The following is a 19,478-nucleotide window of genomic DNA, read 5'->3' on the forward strand; positions in this document are numbered from 1 at the left end:
TAAATTGTCATTAGCTCCCTTGTATGTTGAGGACACTATTCAATTGTAAAACCTGAATCACTAAATCGTAATTAGCTCTTTCTTAAAGTAACTATACTTTTCATTGTCTAATTAGTTATTTACTAATCATCAACGATTGAACTAATTCTTCTAACTTCTTAATACGTTCATTTTGGCTTTCATTTTGAGCCTTCAAGTCATCAATTTCAGTTGTTTGTTTTTCCACATACTCAATTAAACGACCTTTACTCATACCAGCATATGGATTAGATTCGCCAAACTTCATGCTTACGCCAAAGTTCATCATATCTTCGCCATTGCCTAAGGTACCACCTACACTAAACATAGTATTTTCGTTTGGACGATAGAACGCACCTAGTGCTACAGAATTAGAGCCGTGATACGTACCAATACCGGCTGTGAAATTCCACTTGTTATCTGGATCATAATCAAGCGGATGTAAAGCTGCTAATGCGGCAAGGCCAGCACCGGATTTGTTAATCTTCGTATCCAAACGTGAAATTTGACGCGTATTATTTTGTACTACATTGGCAACACTACCAATTTGTTTTTCCAATGTTTCTCGTACTTCAAATACTTGACCTGTAGTAGCTGCATAATTACCATCAGCACTCAACTCAACAGCTTCAATATTACTAATTGGTTTGCCATTTGCATTAATACCATCTTTAGTAATATACACTTTATCGCCAACTGCAATACTGTTACCCACTTTAAGATCTTTGTTCAAAGATAAGGTATATTCATTCTTGCCATCAGTCTTAGGCGCTAGGATATTCCCATCGCCTTCTTTAATCGTTGTTACACCAGCAATATCAGTAATATTGTCTATAATATTAGTAATTTTGCCATCTACAGCCTGAAGCTGATCTTCGGTAGCCGCACGACCACTTTCAAAAGTCGCACCATCCCAAGTTGTATTAGTTAAGCCTTTAATTGTGTTATTAGCCGGTTCCCCATCTTTTGGTTTCGTACCATCGATAACAATACCACCCACTGTGATTTTTTCATCAAGACTAACTTTTACGCCTTTGGACGGTTCAGACGCATCAACTGGAGTTACTTTTACGCCGGTAGCATCGCCTTCAACCTTGGTAACAATACCATTATTAGTGATGTTCTTAATGTCGCCTTCTACCTTACTTACACGATTGTTCAAGGTAGTAATATTAGAAGTATTATCTGTTACCTCTTTAACAAAAGCAGGATCTACACCAATCGTAATATCATTACCGGATTGTGTAACTTTAATCTTTTTGCCATCTTTAAAGTTAATAATTGAGTTTTTCTTAATAGAACGTTCACCTGCACCATTGACTTGAAGCTTCCAAACACCAGCTTCGCCAACTTGTGAGCTAATATTACTAATTGCTGTTTGTAATTGCTTTTCAGTGGCTGCTCGATTTTCAACGATACCAGTAGTATCAGGGTTCCAATCTGTATTATCCAAACCAGTAATGTATAAACCTTCTACAGCTTTATCTGGTGCATCTTCATCAGCAACTTTTGGCGTAGGTTTTTGATTAGCAATATAGATACTGCCAGTTGGTTTCCCTTCTTTATCAGTAGGACCGACAATGCGAACACTACCGTCAGGTAAAATAATGTTCTTCGCTAACTTAACACGTAAGCCCGTAACTTTGCTAGGATCCTTAGAGTCTACATCAGCAACTACGCCAATGTTATTATCGCTTAAAGCATTAGCTGCAGCACCACCCTTAATATCTAGCTGCTCGTTAAGTTTTTTAGCTACATATTTAGTAGAATCATCAACAAAATCATCGCCAGCAAATTTCATACCATCATTGAGAGTAGCTACTTCTGTAACGATTGGATTGTCATTAGCATCTTTGCCTGTTTCATAAACAATACGAGTGATACTTTCTCCGTCTTTACCGTCAACACCTGGTGTGCCTTCTTTAACAGTAATCTCAGCGATTGCATTCTTACCTGGTGTTCCATCAGCACCATCTTTACCTTTTTCGCCGACAATAGTAATGCTACCAGGCGTACCATCTTTTCCATCCTTACCCGGTGTACCAACAGTAATGTCTTTACTTAATTTGAAATCGTAAATCTTTTGTCCTTCAACATCTTTAACTGCTACAGATAAACCATTAGCATCTACATACTTACCATAGGCACCATCGGCACCAGCTACTGGAGCTACATCGTTTACCTTGATGGCTGTATGTTTATTAGCTAATGATTCCACCTGTTTCAACTGTGCTACGTTAACCGCATCTGTATCAGCTGTACCAGTAGCTACATTAGTAATCCGTTGGTTGCCATTGTCTAAGCCTGTAACAGATAATTTTACCTTACCTATAATTGGATTTTCTACTAATACGCCGTCTTTGGTATACCATTTATCATCTTGGCCTTTTACTAATGGATTACCCTTAGTATCCACTATTACCTCTGCAAACTCTACACTACCATCGTTTAGCTTAATGTTCTTCGCTAATTTAACACGTAAGCCAGTAATTTCACTAGTCTTAGAATCTACATCAGCAACTACGCCAATGTTATTATCGCTTAAAGCATCAGCTGCCGCGCCACCCTTAATATCTAGCTGCTCGTTAAGTTTTTTAGCTACATATTTAGTAGAATCATCAACAAAATCATCGCCAGCAAATTTCATGCCATCATTGAGAGTGGCTACTTCTGTAACAATTGGGTTACCATTATCATCTTTTTCGCCAGTTTCATAAACGATGCGAGTGATACTTTCGCCGTCTTTACCGTCAATACCTGGTGTGCCTTCTTTAACAGTAATTTCAGCTATTGCATTCTTACCTGGTGTTCCATCAGCGCCATCTTTACCTTTTTCACCGACAATAGTAATGCTACCAGGAGTACCATCTTTGCCATCCTTACCCGGTGTACCAACAGTAATGTCTTTACTTAATTTGAAATCGTAAATCTTTTGTCCTTCAACATCTTTAACTGCTACAGATAAACCATTAGCATCTACATACTTACCATAGGCACCATCGGCACCAGCTACTGGTGCTACATCATTTACCATGATGGCTGTATGATTATTAGCTAACTTTTGTACCTGTTTCAACTGAGCTACGTTAACTGCATCTGTATCTTCAGTACCAGCTGCTACATGAGTAATCTGACGATTTATATCACTATAAATTTTACCTTTATGCTGATAAGCATCACGACCTACTGATACAGCACCATCATTAGAAACATAAGCAGACACTAGGTGATCAATCGCAGCCTCTACATTATTCAATTGTAATTCAGAAGCATCTAAGGCATCTCCAAGCTCTCTTCTAGCTTTTTTTACCTCAGCATTCGTCTTATCCTGCTCATAAAGAGCAGTTAAGCGATCATATTCTGCTTGTTGAGTTGCCACTGTAGCTGCTAAATTATCTCGTTGCTCTTTTAAAGGCGCATATTGTTCACTCACACCAGCAACTTTTGCTACTTCATCGAGAGAAGTAAACTGTGCTCCAGTAAGTGGATTATATCCTAATACCGCTCCATTCGTGCTAGCTATAGAATCAGCACCTAAGGCCACACCGCCAGTAGCAGTAACTGAGGCTTGAGACCCCAAAGCCGTTCCGCGAGTCACCTTATTTACAGTCGCACTATAACCTAAAGCAACAGAATTCGCTGCATCAGTTATGTTAGAACGATTGCCTAAAGCCATACCATATTGTGAATTAGTAGTATGGGAACCATTCCCAAGAGAAACCCCCATGTTAGAATTTTCTACAGTAGCATTTCTACCAACCGCTACGGCAGAATTAGAATTGTTTACTACAGTTTCAGGGCCCAAGGCCGTACCACTGGTAGAGCCTATTACATGAGAATTATATCCAAGAGCTACACCATATTGCGAACTAGGTCCATACTCTTTACCTGGCTCTGGCTCACCTGGACCAACCGCCGCCTTAGGACCAATAGCTATTGCATGGATTGATTGAGCACCAGTATTATCCTCATTACTGCCAGTACCAGTTTCAGTGGAATTTACTGATAAATATTTTACAGCCCCCAATTTATCTGTTACAGATTTAGATAATGTAAGGTTTATAGACTGACCATCTTCAGCTACAGTAGTTGTAATATTACCATCACCGTTGATAGCCAACTTTTGAGTTGCTAAATTTACCTTTCCTTCAACCGGTACATCTTCAGCTTTATTATCTCCAATAATGCTCAAATTTAATGCTTTTAATTGCTTAACATTAACCGCATCATAATCATCGGCACCACCAGCAACATTCGTAATGCGGCGGCGATTAGCCTCTACTGTAGTATCACCAATAGTATATTCAGCATTCCCTACCGACACTACGCCATCTTCCTTGCCAAATGTTTCATCTGATAAATATGATTTTGTTTTTACATCATCAGCAATATAGGCAAGAGAATTTGAACCTAATGCGATAGAGTTATTTGAAGCTGTACGCGCTAGAGAGCCTATTGCAATTGCATTAGTAACTGAATCTTTACCGTCTAGTGTATTAGTAATTGCAAAATCACCAATAGCGACTGTACTTTCACCATACGCACGAGCCCAGTGACCTAATGCGGTTGCATTTTTACCATTGGCATTAGCCTGTTGACCAAGTGCTACTGCATAATGACCTCTTGCCTTAGCTGCAGTACCAACAGCCACTTCATTTGTATCATGGGCTTCAGCACCTGCCCCTAAAACTGTATTCTGATAGCCAAATGATTTCGCCGTATTACCTATTGCAATAGAGTTCTTATACTCTTGATTTGGTTTACCTGAAGTAGTATCATCCTCAGCAATCACAAGCGAATTGTCCGGTATACCTTGCTCTGGAGTTCCACCAGTTTCTGTTTTCTTACCTATGTAAGACGATATACCAATAGCGATGCCATTAACACCTTGAAGTTGCGCTGTAGCATTACGACCAATTGCAATAGAATCATCGCCAGCTGCATTTGCTTGTAAGCCAATAGCATTAGCAGCTAAACCACTAGCACTGGCCTGACTACCAAATGCATTGGCTGCGTCACCACTTGCTCTAGAAATAATCCCTAGAGCCTGCGAGTGCATGCCACTCGCCTGTGCATCAAAGCCTACAGCTAATGAAATTTCGCCACTAAATGCAGAGTTTTGACCAATAGCAACACTCCACCCACCTGAAGCAATTGCTTCAGTTCCAAGGGCTATATCACTAGTATTTTGGGCATCTGCTCTAGAACCTAATGCTACTGTATCATTTGCCTTTGCCTTTGAAGAATTACCAATAGCGACCCCACCTTTTGCAATCGCTTGCGCATCAGGCCCAATAGCAATCGCGTTATTCCCAGTAGCACCAGAATTGTCCTTATTACCTGCTTCAGTGGATTTAATAGATACATATTCAATTGCATTCGCATCTACTTTATTATTCAACGCTTTAAGCTGTGCCACGTTAACAGCATCGGTATCCTCAGTACCAGCTGCAACATTAGTAATCTGGCGAGTATCAGATGCAGTACCTACTGAAATAGCGCCTAAGCCAGATAAATATGGTGAAACAATAGCATTTCTAGCATTTTGACTAGCATAAGCAGCCTTTTCTAATGTAGCTACTTCACTTTTTAGTTGTTCATTATTAGGGTCTTTTTCTAATTCTGCAAATTTAGCATTATACGCTGCTACTTTTTCATTAAAGTCTTTTGTAGCCGCCTCATATTCTGCCGATTTTCCTAAATATAAAGCTATATCTTCTGCCTTATTAAAGGTTACATCATCGACTGTATAACCAAGTTTACCTTCTTCTCTATCAGCTACTGAATATGCACCTAGAGCAACACCATTTTCAACATTACCTTCAGAAGCATAGCCTAAAGCCATAGCTTTATCACTAAAAGCTTCCGTATAGCCACCTAGAGCAATAGTATTTGTTCCCTTAGTTTTTGCATTATAACCTATAGCTGTACCATAACTGCCTTCTGAGGTATTAGCCCATGGACCAATAGCAATAGAACGAGCTCCATCTGCAGTTGTTTTATAACCTAAAGCAGTTGCCATTTCTCCACTAGCTACTGTACTTCTACCTACAGCTAGTGACCAGCCACCATTAGCTTTTGTTTGTGCGCCAACAGCAACACTGCCAGATTTTGTAGCTTCTGCTTCCATGCCTAAAGCCATACTAAATGTATCTGTTGCTTTAGCCCGATTACCAAGAGCTACGGCAGCTGCAGCACTAGCCTCTGAAGTATCACCAATAGAAACAGTTCCGCGGCCAGTCGCCTTAGCTCCAGAGCCCATGGCATTGGATTGGAATGCAGCCTTAGCCCCTTGACCTACGGCTACGCCACCTTGACCTGTTGCTGCTGCACTAGAACCAATAGCTACAGAAAGTCCACTCGCATCACTTGTTGGGTCATTAATATCAAAGGCATTCGCACCATCACCGATGGCCACACTATACCCACGAGCTTTAGCATAGTTACCAATCGCCACATCAGACTGATTTGTATCGCCAGCTGTAGCATGAGTACCTATAGCAACACTGTGTTCTGATGTTGCAGCAGAATTTACACCAATAACAACCCCTTTGCCATCTGTAATATTACTACCTATTACAATAGCATTATTAATACCAGCTGTTACATTAGAACCTAGGGCTACCGTATTATTGGCACTAGCACTTGCATTAGGACCAATAGCTAAAGAGTCTGTGCCTGTTGCCCCTGTATTATCTTTATTACCCGTTTCAGTAGAATTAATCGATACATAAGAAATTTTATTAGCATCTACTTTATTGTTCAACGCTTTAAGCTGTGCTACGTTAACTGCATCTGTATCTTCGGTACCAGCTGCCACATGAGTAATCTGACGAGTAGCATATTCATTACCTACTGAAACAGCTCCTAAGCCTGATTTATAGGCAACACTTAGTTTATTCCTCTCATCTACAATTGCCAAAAGCTCTTTTCTAGCCTGTAATGCAGCCTTAAGCAAAGTGCTATCCCCCGGATTTGCATCAGCAGCTGCTTTTTTCTCTAACATTTCTTTTTGCTTTTCTAGGGCCTGTGTCGTTAATGCATTATATTCATCAACTTTACCTAAATAGGCCATTAATTCACCCTCATTTGCAAATGTGCCAGCCTCAGGTGAATAACCAAATGTACCGGCTGCTCTATCAGCAACAGAACTCGATCCAATAGCAATTGAGCGTTCAACTTCTGCCTTCGCGCCAGAACCAAGAGCTACACTACTACTGCCGATGGCTTCAGTATCGGCCCCTAAGGCTGTAGCATTCTTACCACTCGAATTTGCAAAAAAGCCTAAAGCCGTACTTCTATCGCCAGAAGCAGTTGTTCTAAGCCCTATAGCAACCCCTGCATCATTTTCAGCTTTTGCTCTATCACCAATGGCAATAGAAGATTCCGTTTTATTTTCAGAGTTACTAACAGACGAATTACCAATAGCAATGCCAGCTTTACCATTAGCCGTTACACTTGTCCCTAGAGCAACTGAAGATTCTCCTAACGCCTGACTATTTTGACCATAAGCCACACTATAGTCACCAGTAGCTTTAGACTTCCAACCTACGGCTGTATTTCTAGCATTACCAGATGCATCTGCTTCTACACCAATAGCAATACTATGGTCTGTAGTTGCTACCGAACTCACACCTACTATAATCCCCTTGCCATCAGTGATATCCCTACCAATAATGATAGCATCTGCAATGCTAGCTTTTACATTGGAGCCTAGAGCTACACTATTTTTACCAATAGATTGTGCATTAGGACCAATAGCTACAGAATCAGTGCCTGTTGCCCCTAAATTATCTTTGTTACCTGTTTCTTTGGATTTAATAGATACATAAGAAATTTTATTAGTATCTACCTTTTGATTTAAGGACTTAAGCTGTGCTACATTCACTGCATCAGTATTTTTAGAGCCAGCAGCTACATTAGTGATTTGACGAGTATTAGCCTCTTTTTTTCGGCCACTCTCATCCTTATATTCTCCGTAGCCCACTGATACGGCCCCTAATTTAGATTTCCAAACTGGTGACCCTAAATCTTTTTTACTATTAGGATTTGGATCATATCCGACGACCTGAGAGTTGATAGTTGCTTTAGAATTGCTACCTATTGCTACTCCATCAAGTACTTCACTTGTAGCATTCATCCCTATAGCTAGACCTTGATCTTTCTGCACTGTAGCATTAGAGCCAATAGCAACACCATTTCCAGATGTTTGACTTATTAAATAATAAAGATTATTTTCTGGCTCGCTATTATTATTCTTAGGTGACGGTTTAAAATTTGCTTTTACATCGTCAGTCTTAGATTGGAATTTTGCTTCATTTATAGGATCTCTAGAATATACTATAGCATTACTACCAATAGCAATAGACCCTGCACTATATGTGCTCGCATTAGAGCCAGTAGCTACTGAATTATGCGCATACGCACCAGTTTTACTTCCTAATGCAGTTGACTGCTCACTATGCGCTACCGCATCTTGACCAATAGCAACGCCTCTAAATTCTGATACAGTCCAATTCCCTATAGCTATACTGCCTTGATTATTCGCTTTACTATTTTCCCCTATACTAACAGAAGTTGTCTCCTTACTATAAGCAAGATTCCCAATGGCAATCCCATTATCAGCATTAGCTTCCACACCTATAGCTAAAGATGCTGTATTATTTGCTTTCGAGTTAAAGCCTATGGCAATTTGACCTGCACTATCATCTTTGCCATCATATGCAACCGTGGCTCTATTCCCTAAGGCAATACTCTCATATCCATTAGTTTTGGCCCCTGAACCTATGGCAATAGCACCTGGTTTCTCTGCACCATGATTGTCTTTATTGATAATTTTATCCGCATCTCTATCAGGATTAATAGATACATATTCAACAGAACTACCACTTATATTACTCATTTTATTGGCAATTCGTGTGTCTACATCTGTGCTCAATGCCTGAAGTTGTTTCACATTAACTGCATCATATTCATCAGCACCACCGGCTACACCAGTAATACGGCGGTGATTAATTGGAAACTTATCGTTCCCTAAAGTTAACTCAAAATTATTACCTATGGCTACCACACCATTATCAGCACTAAAGTCTTCATTACTTAAATACGACTTAGCTGCTACATTACCCGTGTAAGCATAGGAATTATGACCTAATGCTACAGAATTTTGGCTAGCAGCAAAGCTAGTAAATCCAATAGCTACACCATTATCAGCTAATGCATGAGATCCCGCACCAATAGCGACACCACTACCTTGAGTACTTGAAAAGCTACCAATAGCTACTGAGTCATAACTTGGATTGACTTTATAGCCAATACCAACCATATACCCATTCTTATTAGGTGTGTCTGTTGTTCCTATATCTTCCCCTATTAAAATAGAACTTACACCATTACTATGTATACTATGACCAATACCGATGGAGTTTGTACTCCCATGGCTATTTTCATCTGTTAATGTTACATTGGTCCCAATAGCGACAGCTCCTCCAGTCATCGATTGGGCTCCACTACCTATAGCTACAGTACTACCACCTAAGGCTTGAGCAGCAGAACCTATCGCTACATTAGCATACTCTTCTTCACTCGCGTTCGCCCCATTGCCAATGGCAACAGCTGATTCACTTTTCGCTACAGAGTCTTTACCTAATGCCACGCCTTTACCGGTACCAGGCGCAGGCATAGCATTACTCTTAATATATAAATCTCTTGTCCAACCTTGTAACTCTGTAATTTGTGAACCAAACTTAGCTACCACAGCATCATATACAGCCTGTTGATCAGCAGTTAAATCAGCAGCTATAAGTCCCCCCCCCAGTGTACAAAACAGACGTAGTAGCTAATGTGGCCACTAAAAGCGCTCTTGTTTTTTTATCCATACTAACAAACCCCTTTCGTGAAAATAATCACTTACGTCTCCCTACTTGCATAAACCTATACGAACTACTCTAAAACCTCCCAATTACTAAAGAAAACACAAGTTCATTTTGCAAATAAATCATTCTTTTTATGACTATTATGCACTTTATATTAATATAATGACATATTTGTCAAATTAAATCAAATTTTTCTAAAATTTTTAATTATTTTTCTATACTTTTTATTTATTTTTTATTTCTTTTATTTTCTTATATTTTCTTTAAATTTTATCATTTTATTAATATTGATATCAATTTAATTTATCTCTCACTCTTAAAGTATGTATTAATTTTTCTAATATATAAAATAAATTTTCATTATTTTACCAAAAATAAAAGAGTGATAATTCTATAGAAACTATCACTCTAGCAGATGTTATTATGCAAATAAAAAAATCAATCACTAAATCACTGACTTAATTCAGCATCTTAAAAATTAACAAAAAAATAAAAAGACGAACTCTTTAGTATTCCGAAAAATACCGAACGTTCGTCTTTTTGCAAGTTTGGTGGACGATGACAGGATCGAACTGCCGACATCCTGCTTGTAAGGCAGGCGCTCTCCCAGCTGAGCTAATCGTCCATATGTTGGTGACCCGTGGGGGAATCGAACCCCCGATACCGCCGTGAAAGGGCGGTGTCTTAACCGCTTGACCAACGGGCCAAAATGGTGACTCACCCGCGACTCGAACGCGGGACACCCTGATTAAAAGTCAGGTGCTCTGCCAACTGAGCTAGTGAGTCATGTAAAAAATGGCAGGGGTAAAAGGATTCGAACCTTTGAATGACGGAGTCAGAGTCCGTTGCCTTACCGCTTGGCGATACCCCTATATATACAAAGGACCAAGCCTGTGTTAATAAAATGGCTCCCCGAGTAGGACTCGAACCTACGACCGATCGGTTAACAGCCGATTGCTCTACCGACTGAGCTATCGAGGAATGAAAGTGGAGCGGAAAACGAGATTCGAACTCGCGACCCCCGCCTTGGCAAGGCGGTGCTCTACCACTGAGCTATTTCCGCATTTCACAACAGAAACAATTCTACACCGTTAACGATATTTTGTCAAGATATTTTTACCTCGACACCATTCAAAGTGTCTTGTCCCTGACCGCTTAATAATAATAACAGACAGAGCTAGTCCCTGTCAACACTTTTGTAAAAATTTATTGGCAAAAATTTTACAATATTTACAGCCTACTCAGCAGACTTTTATTTACCCTTCAAATATGGTAAATACATTTGGGATTAGTAAATCCATAGTCCCTAAACCAATGCCCTTTTTTGTAGCTCTATCAGCCTTTTCCATCATAGCCATAACCGCGTCTTCTACAGTCTTAGTAGCAGTACAGTCTTGCTCCGTGCTTTCTACCTTAACATCGTTAGCAGGATGTGATGATGTGGTACCACCCAAAGCAGTACTAGCGCTACTTACACTTGATTTAACTGTATTTACAGCCAATGTCTTGACTAACGTCGCACCTGTAGGCGTTACCAATTCACCAGTAACTGGCGTTACATAGGTAGGAACCCCTTCTAGCAAAGCGGCTGTTGCGGGGGTAGGAATATCCATTAGCCCATGATCACAACGCACCTTACCTTGACCTACATGAAGAGGCGAAAACTTAATACCTGTTACACCGAGATACTCTAAACAACACATAGTTCCTACTATATCAATAATACAATCAATGGCTCCTACTTCATGAAAATGCACTTTTTCAAGGGTAGTTTCATGGACTTTAGCTTCTGCTTGGCCTAAATTTAAAAAGGCTAATAAAGCTTTCTCTTTTACCCAAGGACTTAAAGGCGCCCCTTCAATCAAGGCCTTTATTTCAGGATAATTACGTCGCCCCTTATGACTATGCCAAGTCAACGGATTAAACCAACGGCGTACTGTATGAGCTTGACTATGTAGTTTTACATCAAAGTATGTACCGGTAACACCATTCTTTTCACCAGGCTCACAAATGTACTCAAAATCTCTGAGCCCCAAAGGTTGTAAAGCGTCCTTTAAATACGCAAAAGGTACGCCATAATCTAAGAGCGCTCCGATCATCATATTGCCACTAATTCCCGAGGCACACAGGCCATGTAAAAACTTACTCATAGTCATTTCCTCATCTCAAACTCTCAATACTGCTCAATATCTTTAATTAACAATCCCTAGCTGTTAATAAATCTAAAAAATACGCCACATTTCAATTAAAACAAATACTAACAAAACTGGCAAACACAAACCAAGATAAATCCAAACTATCTTGTGTGTTTGCCAGTATCTAAACGCTGCCATTTGCAACGCAACCATTAAATTACAAAAGTACTTTTAACGGCCATCTTGACGTTTATTACCAGGACCATCTTCAGCCACAGTTACTGTCGCTTCACCAAATGTCTTCATATCATTTAACATATGAAGAGCTGCATCCACTACAGATAAGCCCATAACAGAACCTAAGGCTTCATCCATTTCAAGGTTATAGTATAAGTATGGACTAATTCCTAAAAATTTCATCTGTGCTTTGTGAACTGGCTCATTATAAGCAGCTGATTGGAATACAAAATCCATAACAGCTGGATTAATTGCACGAGCGACTAACAAAGCAGCACCAGTAACAGCATTGTCAAAAACAACGCCTAAACGATTAACTGCTGCCCCTAAATAAAAGCCCACCATAGCCGCTATATCAAGCGAACCTACACATTGCAAAATCTGCAATGGCTTTTCAGGCGTTAACTCATATCTAGCTAATGTAGCGGTTAAACGCTCCGCTTTTTCTTGAATGGATAATGTACATTCATTATCAGTCAATAACTCTGTCATAGGATATTGTGTAATAGCCGCTGTCACAGCAAGTGCACTTAATAGAGTACGTTCCCCTACATTACCAAGAGCCACAGCCTGTACGCCTTTACTAGCCAATTCCTCAGCCATAGCAAAGCCTACTTCTAAAGACGCTTCCATTTCAGCTTCAGTCATAGCCGGACCAGCCCCAAAGAATTTAGCGCCAGACGCTACTTTTTTATTGATTACACCGGCTACTGCCTGAGTGTCCTGTTCTAAGCCCACATCTACAGTATATACCGCTGCATTTAATTTTCGAGCCGCCGCTTCAGTCGCACTATGACCACTGCCAAGACGAGTCACAGCCGCTAAACTGTCCTGCCCTTTAGTATGATTCTGTTTACCGTCAACAGCTGTGTCACCAGCAAAAATAAGCACACTATTTTTTATATGATTTGGCTGTTCTACATTATAAATACCAGCTAAACGAACTGCAATTTTTTCTAATTGAGCCAAACTATAAATTGGTTTTGTTAAATTATCTACGCGAAGTTGGCATGCCTCCATGCACGCTTCGTTTAATGGTTGAATCGTAAACTCTCTCATGCTTGGTGCCCTCCTTCTAATTCTTGATACATGCGGATAGCTAAATCTAACATCCCCATTTGAATGGAGCCACCAGATGCTTCGCCTAAACATAAACCTAAGTTAACATATGCTTCTAAGCCCAGTGTTTTTAACGCTTCTACATGAGCTTTTTCAGCTGAAAGATGGGAAGCCATTACATAATCCATACTAGCTGGTACCATAGTGTGAGCCACTAGTGCACACGCAGTAGTATTAAATCCATCAATAACAACCATAGCATGAGCCGCTGCTGCGCCTAAAATAATACCAGTAATACACGCAAATTCTAAACCACCTACAGAGTGCAAAATACCAAGGCCATCATTTTTATCAATGTCGGCATATTTTACTAATGCATCATGAACTACCTTTTGTTTTACTTTAAGACGTTCATCGGAAATATTAGTACCGCGCCCCGTTGCCTGCTCAGCTGTAATACCAGCAAATTTAGCAGTCATAACAGCACTAGCGGTCGTATTGGCAATACCCATTTCACCTACAAGAAATACATTATAACCTTCTGCTACTTTTTCATTTACTAATGCAATCCCTACTTCCATCGCCTGAATGCATTCTTCCTTAGTCATCGCTGGTTCTTTTAAAAAGTTCCGCGTCCCCATACGAATCTTATTATGACGTAAGCCTGGCACCCAAGTCATATCTGCTTTAATCCCTACATCAACGACTTCCATGTCAGTACCACAATAATTACCTAGCGCATTAGCACCAGCCCCTTTAGGAATCAAATAATTCTGTGTCATACCAACGGTTACATCAATTGGATAGGCACTTACACCCATTTCCGCTACGCCATGATCAGCACAAGCTATAATCATACAACGCTTCGGAATTTCTGGTGATATCTGCCGTGTTACCATGGCATATTGTTTCACCATATCCACTAATTTACCATAACTACCATAGGGTGTTTCACGATCCCAAACTGCTTGTACTGCTTCCCCAATCTTTGTATCTTTAGGGGTAATTTTTTTACAAGTCTCTTCAAATAAGCCCATCGTATCCTCCTATAAGTGGGAAAAGTCATCGCGAATTGTTTTGGCGACTTTCAAGTATGTCTCTAGTGTATCATCATCTGAGGTCAAAAGTAAATTTTTAATATGTAATATTTCATCTTCTAATTGTGATAAAGCTCTAACTACCTCCTGACGATTACTGGTAATAATCTCACGCCACATGGTGGGGTTACCACCCGCTACTCTTGTAATATCTCTAAAACCACCTGCAGCCAAGCGTAAACGCAAGTCTCCCTGCCCATCACCACCAGCTATGGTAGCTATCATAGCAGCCACAGTATGCGGCATATGACTCACCGTTGCCATAAACCCATCATGATCTTCCATAGCAATTTGTTCAACACGGCCACCTAAAAATTCGCCCATTGCAATTAATTCACGAGCACCCGCTTCACTCCAACTAGGCTCCTTATCATCTCTCAAAATAATCCAAGTACAGCCCTTAAATAAATCACAATGAGCCATAGTATAGCCACCTTTTTCAGAGCCTGCCATAGGATGTATAGACACAAAATGAGCTCCTTTAGGCAACTGCTGTTTCACTGTACGAGCAAAATTTGCCTTTGTACTAGACACATCGGTTATAAGAGTGCGAGGCCGAATATAAGGAACTAATTCCTCAAACAGCCTCGCATTCGTATCTGGGGGCAAAGCGAATACTAATATATCCGCTTGCTCCACCACGGCTTTAGCCTCCGTATAAGCAGCAGTAACTGCGCCTTCCGCTACGGCTTGAGCCCCTATATGTGAGCGCCGTGCATACCCGATTACTTCATAATCGGGATGTGACGCCAATCCTTTTGCTAATGAACCACCTAATAAACCTAATCCAATAATTCCTACAATCCGTTTCATAACGTTCGTCCTTCCTTGAGCCCTGTGAGACAACTTCCTCACAAAACTCCCTACTATGCAGGCTCTTCAATGAGCTTGCGGTTCTTCCACTTACCACTGTGCCAACGCCACACAAAAATAATAGCGCGCGCACCTTCATCAATGGCCATGGCAATCCAAATGCCAATTAAACCCCACCCTAGCCAAATGCCTAGGATATAGGACAAATTAACGGCACAGAGCCACATACCAAAGATACCTACAATCATTGGCGTCCGGATATCTCCAGCAGCTTGCAAACATTGTACCATAATAATGTTTACGGTGCGACCAATTTCTAAAAAGATTTCAATAAACAAAATAGTTTTGCCTAATGATATAATCTCTGGATCTGTTGTAAAAAAAGCAAAGATGTAATCACTTAATAAATAAAATGTCGTTGATAAACCAACACTTATCGCCATACCAAGCCACATAGTATGCCATACGCGCGCCGAAATCTCATCTTCCCGCTTAGCGCCAACTAGAAAGCCTACTATAATTTGCGCAGCATTAGCTAAGGCAATCGTATACATATAACAAAACATAGAAATTATATAGGCATACACTTTAGTATTTATAACTATAATGCCAAAAATATTTACCATCTTCATAATGGTAGTCTGAGATAGCTGATACGACAATGTTTCGCCCCCTGAAGGTACACCAATATGAAGCAATCGTTTCAAAGTTTCCTTCGGGAATGGTTTTAAATATGACCAAGATAGTTTAATCGATAATTGGGTGCGGAATAAATAATAAATCAACAGCAACCCAATAGCTTTACTAACAGCAGTCGATACGGACACCCCAAATACACCGAGGGAAGGAATAGGCCCCCAGCCATAAATTAAAACAACATTACTTAAAATGTGAATCACATTCATTACAAAGGCAACACACATAGTAATAATCGGTAAAGAAAAGCCTCTAAAAGTAGCTACAAAGGCGGTATAAATCCCTGTAATAGGAATACTACAAGCTACAATAGTCATATATAAACTCGTATCATCCATAATTTCAGCCGGCACGCCTAGCCACTGAAATAATGTCCTATGAGCCACCAAAATAAACGCCGCTGCACAAGAACTAAATACAAAATTAAAAGCAATACTTACCGTTGTTACTTCATTAATTTTATCTGGATTTTTAGCCCCTAAATACTGGGCTATTAAAATGGTGCTAGCCGTACTCATAACGATAATCAGCATAATAAAAATATTCATAACCTGATTGGCGTTTGCTACAGCCGCTACCGCTTCTTGAGAATAATGACTCATCATAAATTGGTCAATATTCCCAATCAACATTTGTAAGAAAATTTCGATAAAAATTGGCCAGCTTAATGAAACAACCGATAAGCTGGCACTCTTTTTAAAGGATTTCATGCAGTAACCTCAATCGTTAATCCTCAACCCCATATAAAAAGCAGGTGACCGGTGGTGCTACTATCTAGTCCTATGGACACATCGGTCACCCTTTACTTATGTACTAAATTTTGCTTAATGCTTCATGGTCAATCAGACACTGCCAATCGGCAACAAGCTTATATTTTGCATTTGCTTGGGCCACATCCCAATTTTCGCCTTCTGGGAACCAATTGCCTGGCATACAGCCACTTTTAGCAAAATTAATGGCAAAGCCTAATTTGCGCACTTCTTTAGCAGCCCACCAAGCACCAATAGCATCACGACCCACTAAATATAGATTCTCTACATGAGTCGCTTCTAGCCAATGTGCAATTTCATCCCAATATTCACGAGGCACTACACTTTCACTTAAACACTCTTGTAAGCTTTTTCGTGCTGCTGCCAACGTTTCTGGTGTTAACTCAGTCATCGTTCTACCTCCCAATTATTATAAGGTAGCAAAGGCTTCTTCTGCTACAGCCAAGGTCTTTTCAATATCCTGTGGCGAATGCATAGCTGAAAGGAAATTGCTTTCATATTGGCTTGGCGCATAATAAATGCCATGACTTAAATTATAGTGGAAGAATTTTTTGAAGGCTTCCATATCACAAGCAGAGGCATCCTCAAAATTAACCACTGGCTTATCACTAAAGAATAAAGTAAACATGGACCCTACGGATTGCACTTGAACAGGAATATTATATTTAGCCGCCCGTTCACGCAATCCTTCACAGAGCATCTCTGTAGCTTGTTCAATCCGTTTAAACACGGTTGGATCTTGTTGCAAAATGCTAAGGGTAGCCAATCCTGCAGTCATAGCAATTGGATTGCCACTCAAAGTCCCAGCCTGATAAATTGGGCCCGCTGGTGCTACATGGTTCATAATTTCACGGGAACCACCAAATACAGCCATAGGTAAGCCACCGCCAACAATTTTACCTAAGCAGGTTAAATCTGGCTTGATACCATATTTTTTCTGAGCTCCACCGGAACTAGCGCGGAAGCCACACATAACTTCATCAAAGATAAGTAAAGCTCCATGAGCCGTAGTAAGCTCACGCAAAGTTTCTAAGAAGCCTGGCACTGGTGGCACACAGCCCATGTTACCCGCTACTGGTTCTACAATAACAGCGGCAATAGCATGCCCTTCTTTTTGGAATAGCTCCCGAATGGCGTCTATATCATTATAAGGCACTGTCAATGTATCTGCCGCTACGCCCGCTGGCACGCCAGGGCTGTCAGGCACCCCAAAGGTAGCCAAACCAGAACCAGCTTTTACTAATAAGCAATCACTGTGTCCATGATAACAACCAACAAATTTTACAATTTTATCACGGCCCGTATAGCCACGCGCTACACGCAAAGCACTCATGGTAGACTCTGTGCCCGAGTTAACCATGCGCACCATTTCCATATGAGGCATAAAAGCTTGAATCTTTTTAGCTACTTCCGTTTCTAAAAGAGTCGGTGCGCCATAACTAGTGCCACGTAGTACCGCTTCCTGCAAAGCTGCCACTACTTCGGATTTTGCATGGCCCAAAATCATAGGCCCCCACGACAATACATAATCAATATATTCATTGCCATCAATATCATAAATACGATCACCTGCTGCAGAACTGATAAATGGCGGTTCAGAACCTACACTACGATAGGAACGGACCGGACTATTTACACCGCCCGGCATATAAGCCTTTGCTTCAAGAAAGGCTTGCTTCGATTTTTCTAACGTATACATAATTCTCTCCTCATGGTATTAACAACAATGACTACTTTGAAAAGATATTACCGCAACCAACGAGCTACATCAAGGGCATGATAGGTAATAATCATTTTAGCGCCAGCTCGTTTCATAGATAACAAGGTTTCTAACACAATTCGTTTTTCATCCACTAAGCCCTGTGCAGCCGCTGCTTTTACCATAGCATATTCACCACTTACATTATATACAGCTAATGGATAATCAAAGTTATCACGAGCTTCACGGACAATATCCAAATATGAAAGGGCAGGCTTAATCATAATAATGTCAGCCCCTTCCTGAATATCCCGTTCAATCATGCGCAAAGACTCTAAACGATTGGCTGGATCCATTTGGTAGCTTTTACGGTCACCAAACTCAGGTGCTGAGTGAACCGCATCACGGAATGGGCCATAATAAGCACTAGCATATTTAGAGGCATAGCTCATAATGGATACATTAGTAAAGCCCGCTTCATCCAAACTCTGACGTAAGCAAGCAATATGACCGTCCATCATATCAGATGGAGCAACCATTTGCGCCCCTGCTTTAGCTTGACTAACAGCCACTTTACCTAACAAAGGTAAAGTTTCATCATTTAAAATTTCATGATGATCAATCATGCCACAATGACCACTGGAAGTATATTGGCATAAGCATACATCACCAATGACGATTAATTCTGGCACTTCTTTACGAATAGCTGCAATCGCCTGCTGTACAGGCTGTTCCATGTCCCAAGCAGAAGAACCTTGTTCATCTTTATAGGAAGGAATACCAAATACTTCTACGCCTAGAATACCTAATTCATAAGCTTCTTTAGCCATCTTAACAGCTTCATCAACTGATAAATGATATTGTCCAGGTAACGATGGAATCTCTTCTTTAACACCAGTGCCAGGTACAACAAATAAAGGATAGATTAAATCCTCTACTTGCAAAGTTGTTTCCTGCACTAACGCACGCATAGCTGGTGTTGTCCGCAAACGGCGCGGACGATATGTTAAGTCTATCATAAATCCTCGTCTCCTTTTATTTTATACTACCCTACTATTGTAGTACGAATTTACTAATAA

General features: G+C 40.4%; 9 protein-coding genes and 6 tRNA genes. All 15 read right to left on the minus strand.

Features of this window, described 5'->3' with window-relative positions; all coding sequences use genetic code 11:
• Positions 1-115: 115 nt before the first annotated feature.
• The 15 genes from NFR44_RS08545 to hemB all read right to left on the minus strand — a co-directional run bounded on the left by NFR44_RS08545 (position 116) and on the right by hemB (position 19,418).
• On the minus strand, positions 116-9,775 hold the full coding sequence (locus NFR44_RS08545; protein WP_251443831.1) for a YadA-like family protein: 9,660 nt from the start codon (positions 9,773-9,775) through the stop codon (positions 116-118).
• A 667-nt stretch (positions 9,776-10,442) separates the two neighbouring features.
• Positions 10,443-10,518, minus strand: a tRNA-Val gene (locus NFR44_RS08550).
• A gap of 6 nt (positions 10,519-10,524) precedes the next feature.
• A tRNA-Glu gene (locus tag NFR44_RS08555) sits at positions 10,525-10,599 on the minus strand.
• A gap of 4 nt (positions 10,600-10,603) precedes the next feature.
• A tRNA-Lys gene (locus tag NFR44_RS08560) sits at positions 10,604-10,679 on the minus strand.
• A gap of 10 nt (positions 10,680-10,689) precedes the next feature.
• Positions 10,690-10,764 (minus strand) — tRNA-Gln (locus NFR44_RS08565).
• 34 nt (positions 10,765-10,798) lie between these two features.
• Positions 10,799-10,874, minus strand: a tRNA-Asn gene (locus tag NFR44_RS08570).
• Between the two features lie 7 nt (positions 10,875-10,881).
• Positions 10,882-10,956: transfer RNA gene (locus tag NFR44_RS08575), tRNA-Gly, on the minus strand.
• Between the two features lie 193 nt (positions 10,957-11,149).
• Entirely contained in the window at positions 11,150-12,043 is an 894-nt protein-coding gene (gene larC / locus NFR44_RS08580) for a nickel pincer cofactor biosynthesis protein LarC (RefSeq protein WP_251443834.1), read from the minus strand.
• A 216-nt stretch (positions 12,044-12,259) separates the two neighbouring features.
• A complete protein-coding gene (locus tag NFR44_RS08585) occupies positions 12,260-13,324 on the minus strand; it encodes a nicotinate-nucleotide--dimethylbenzimidazole phosphoribosyltransferase (protein WP_251443837.1) in 1,065 nt (354 codons plus the stop codon).
• Positions 13,321-14,361 carry a nicotinate-nucleotide--dimethylbenzimidazole phosphoribosyltransferase gene (gene cobT, locus NFR44_RS08590; protein ID WP_251443840.1) on the minus strand — a complete coding sequence of 347 codons (1,041 nt, stop codon included), beginning with the start codon at positions 14,359-14,361 and terminating at the stop codon, positions 13,321-13,323. Before cobT ends, NFR44_RS08585 begins: the two co-directional genes overlap by 4 nt.
• 9 nt (positions 14,362-14,370) lie before the next feature.
• A complete protein-coding gene (locus NFR44_RS08595) occupies positions 14,371-15,234 on the minus strand; it encodes a prephenate dehydrogenase (RefSeq protein WP_251443845.1) in 864 nt (287 codons plus the stop codon).
• A gap of 53 nt (positions 15,235-15,287) precedes the next feature.
• Positions 15,288-16,640, minus strand: a complete 1,353-nt coding sequence (locus tag NFR44_RS08600; protein WP_251443861.1) for an MATE family efflux transporter — start codon at positions 16,638-16,640, stop codon at positions 15,288-15,290.
• Positions 16,641-16,743: 103 nt separating this feature from the next.
• The gene (locus NFR44_RS08605; protein WP_251443864.1) at positions 16,744-17,091 is read right to left on the minus strand and encodes a hypothetical protein; all 348 of its coding nucleotides are present in this window, start codon (positions 17,089-17,091) and stop codon (positions 16,744-16,746) included.
• 18 nt (positions 17,092-17,109) lie between these two features.
• Positions 17,110-18,399 (minus strand): glutamate-1-semialdehyde 2,1-aminomutase, encoded by a 1,290-nt coding sequence (gene hemL, locus NFR44_RS08610; RefSeq protein ID WP_251443867.1) that lies wholly within the window; start codon positions 18,397-18,399, stop codon positions 17,110-17,112.
• Between the two features lie 47 nt (positions 18,400-18,446).
• Positions 18,447-19,418, minus strand: a complete 972-nt coding sequence (gene hemB, locus NFR44_RS08615; protein ID WP_251443870.1) for a porphobilinogen synthase — start codon at positions 19,416-19,418, stop codon at positions 18,447-18,449.
• Positions 19,419-19,478: the final 60 nt, after the last annotated feature.

It is taken from the genome of Veillonella intestinalis (assembly GCF_943193155.1).
Taxonomy (GTDB): Bacteria; Bacillota; Negativicutes; order Veillonellales; family Veillonellaceae; genus Veillonella_A; species Veillonella_A intestinalis.

Bases quoted from the DNA above. Each gene is read 5' to 3' on its own strand.
- NFR44_RS08585 (WP_251443837.1), bottom strand. From the start codon at position 13,324: ATGAGAGAGTTTACGATTCAACCATTAAACGAAGCGTGCATGGAGGCA.
- NFR44_RS08595 (WP_251443845.1), bottom strand. From the start codon at position 15,234: ATGAAACGGATTGTAGGAATTATTGGATTAGGTTTATTAGGTGGTTCA.
- hemB (WP_251443870.1), bottom strand. From the start codon at position 19,418: ATGATAGACTTAACATATCGTCCGCGCCGTTTGCGGACAACACCAGCT.
- hemL (WP_251443867.1), bottom strand. From the start codon at position 18,399: ATGTATACGTTAGAAAAATCGAAGCAAGCCTTTCTTGAAGCAAAGGCT.
- cobT (WP_251443840.1), bottom strand. From the start codon at position 14,361: ATGGGCTTATTTGAAGAGACTTGTAAAAAAATTACCCCTAAAGATACA.
- NFR44_RS08605 (WP_251443864.1), bottom strand. From the start codon at position 17,091: ATGACTGAGTTAACACCAGAAACGTTGGCAGCAGCACGAAAAAGCTTA.
- larC (WP_251443834.1), bottom strand. From the start codon at position 12,043: ATGAGTAAGTTTTTACATGGCCTGTGTGCCTCGGGAATTAGTGGCAAT.
- NFR44_RS08600 (WP_251443861.1), bottom strand. From the start codon at position 16,640: ATGAAATCCTTTAAAAAGAGTGCCAGCTTATCGGTTGTTTCATTAAGC.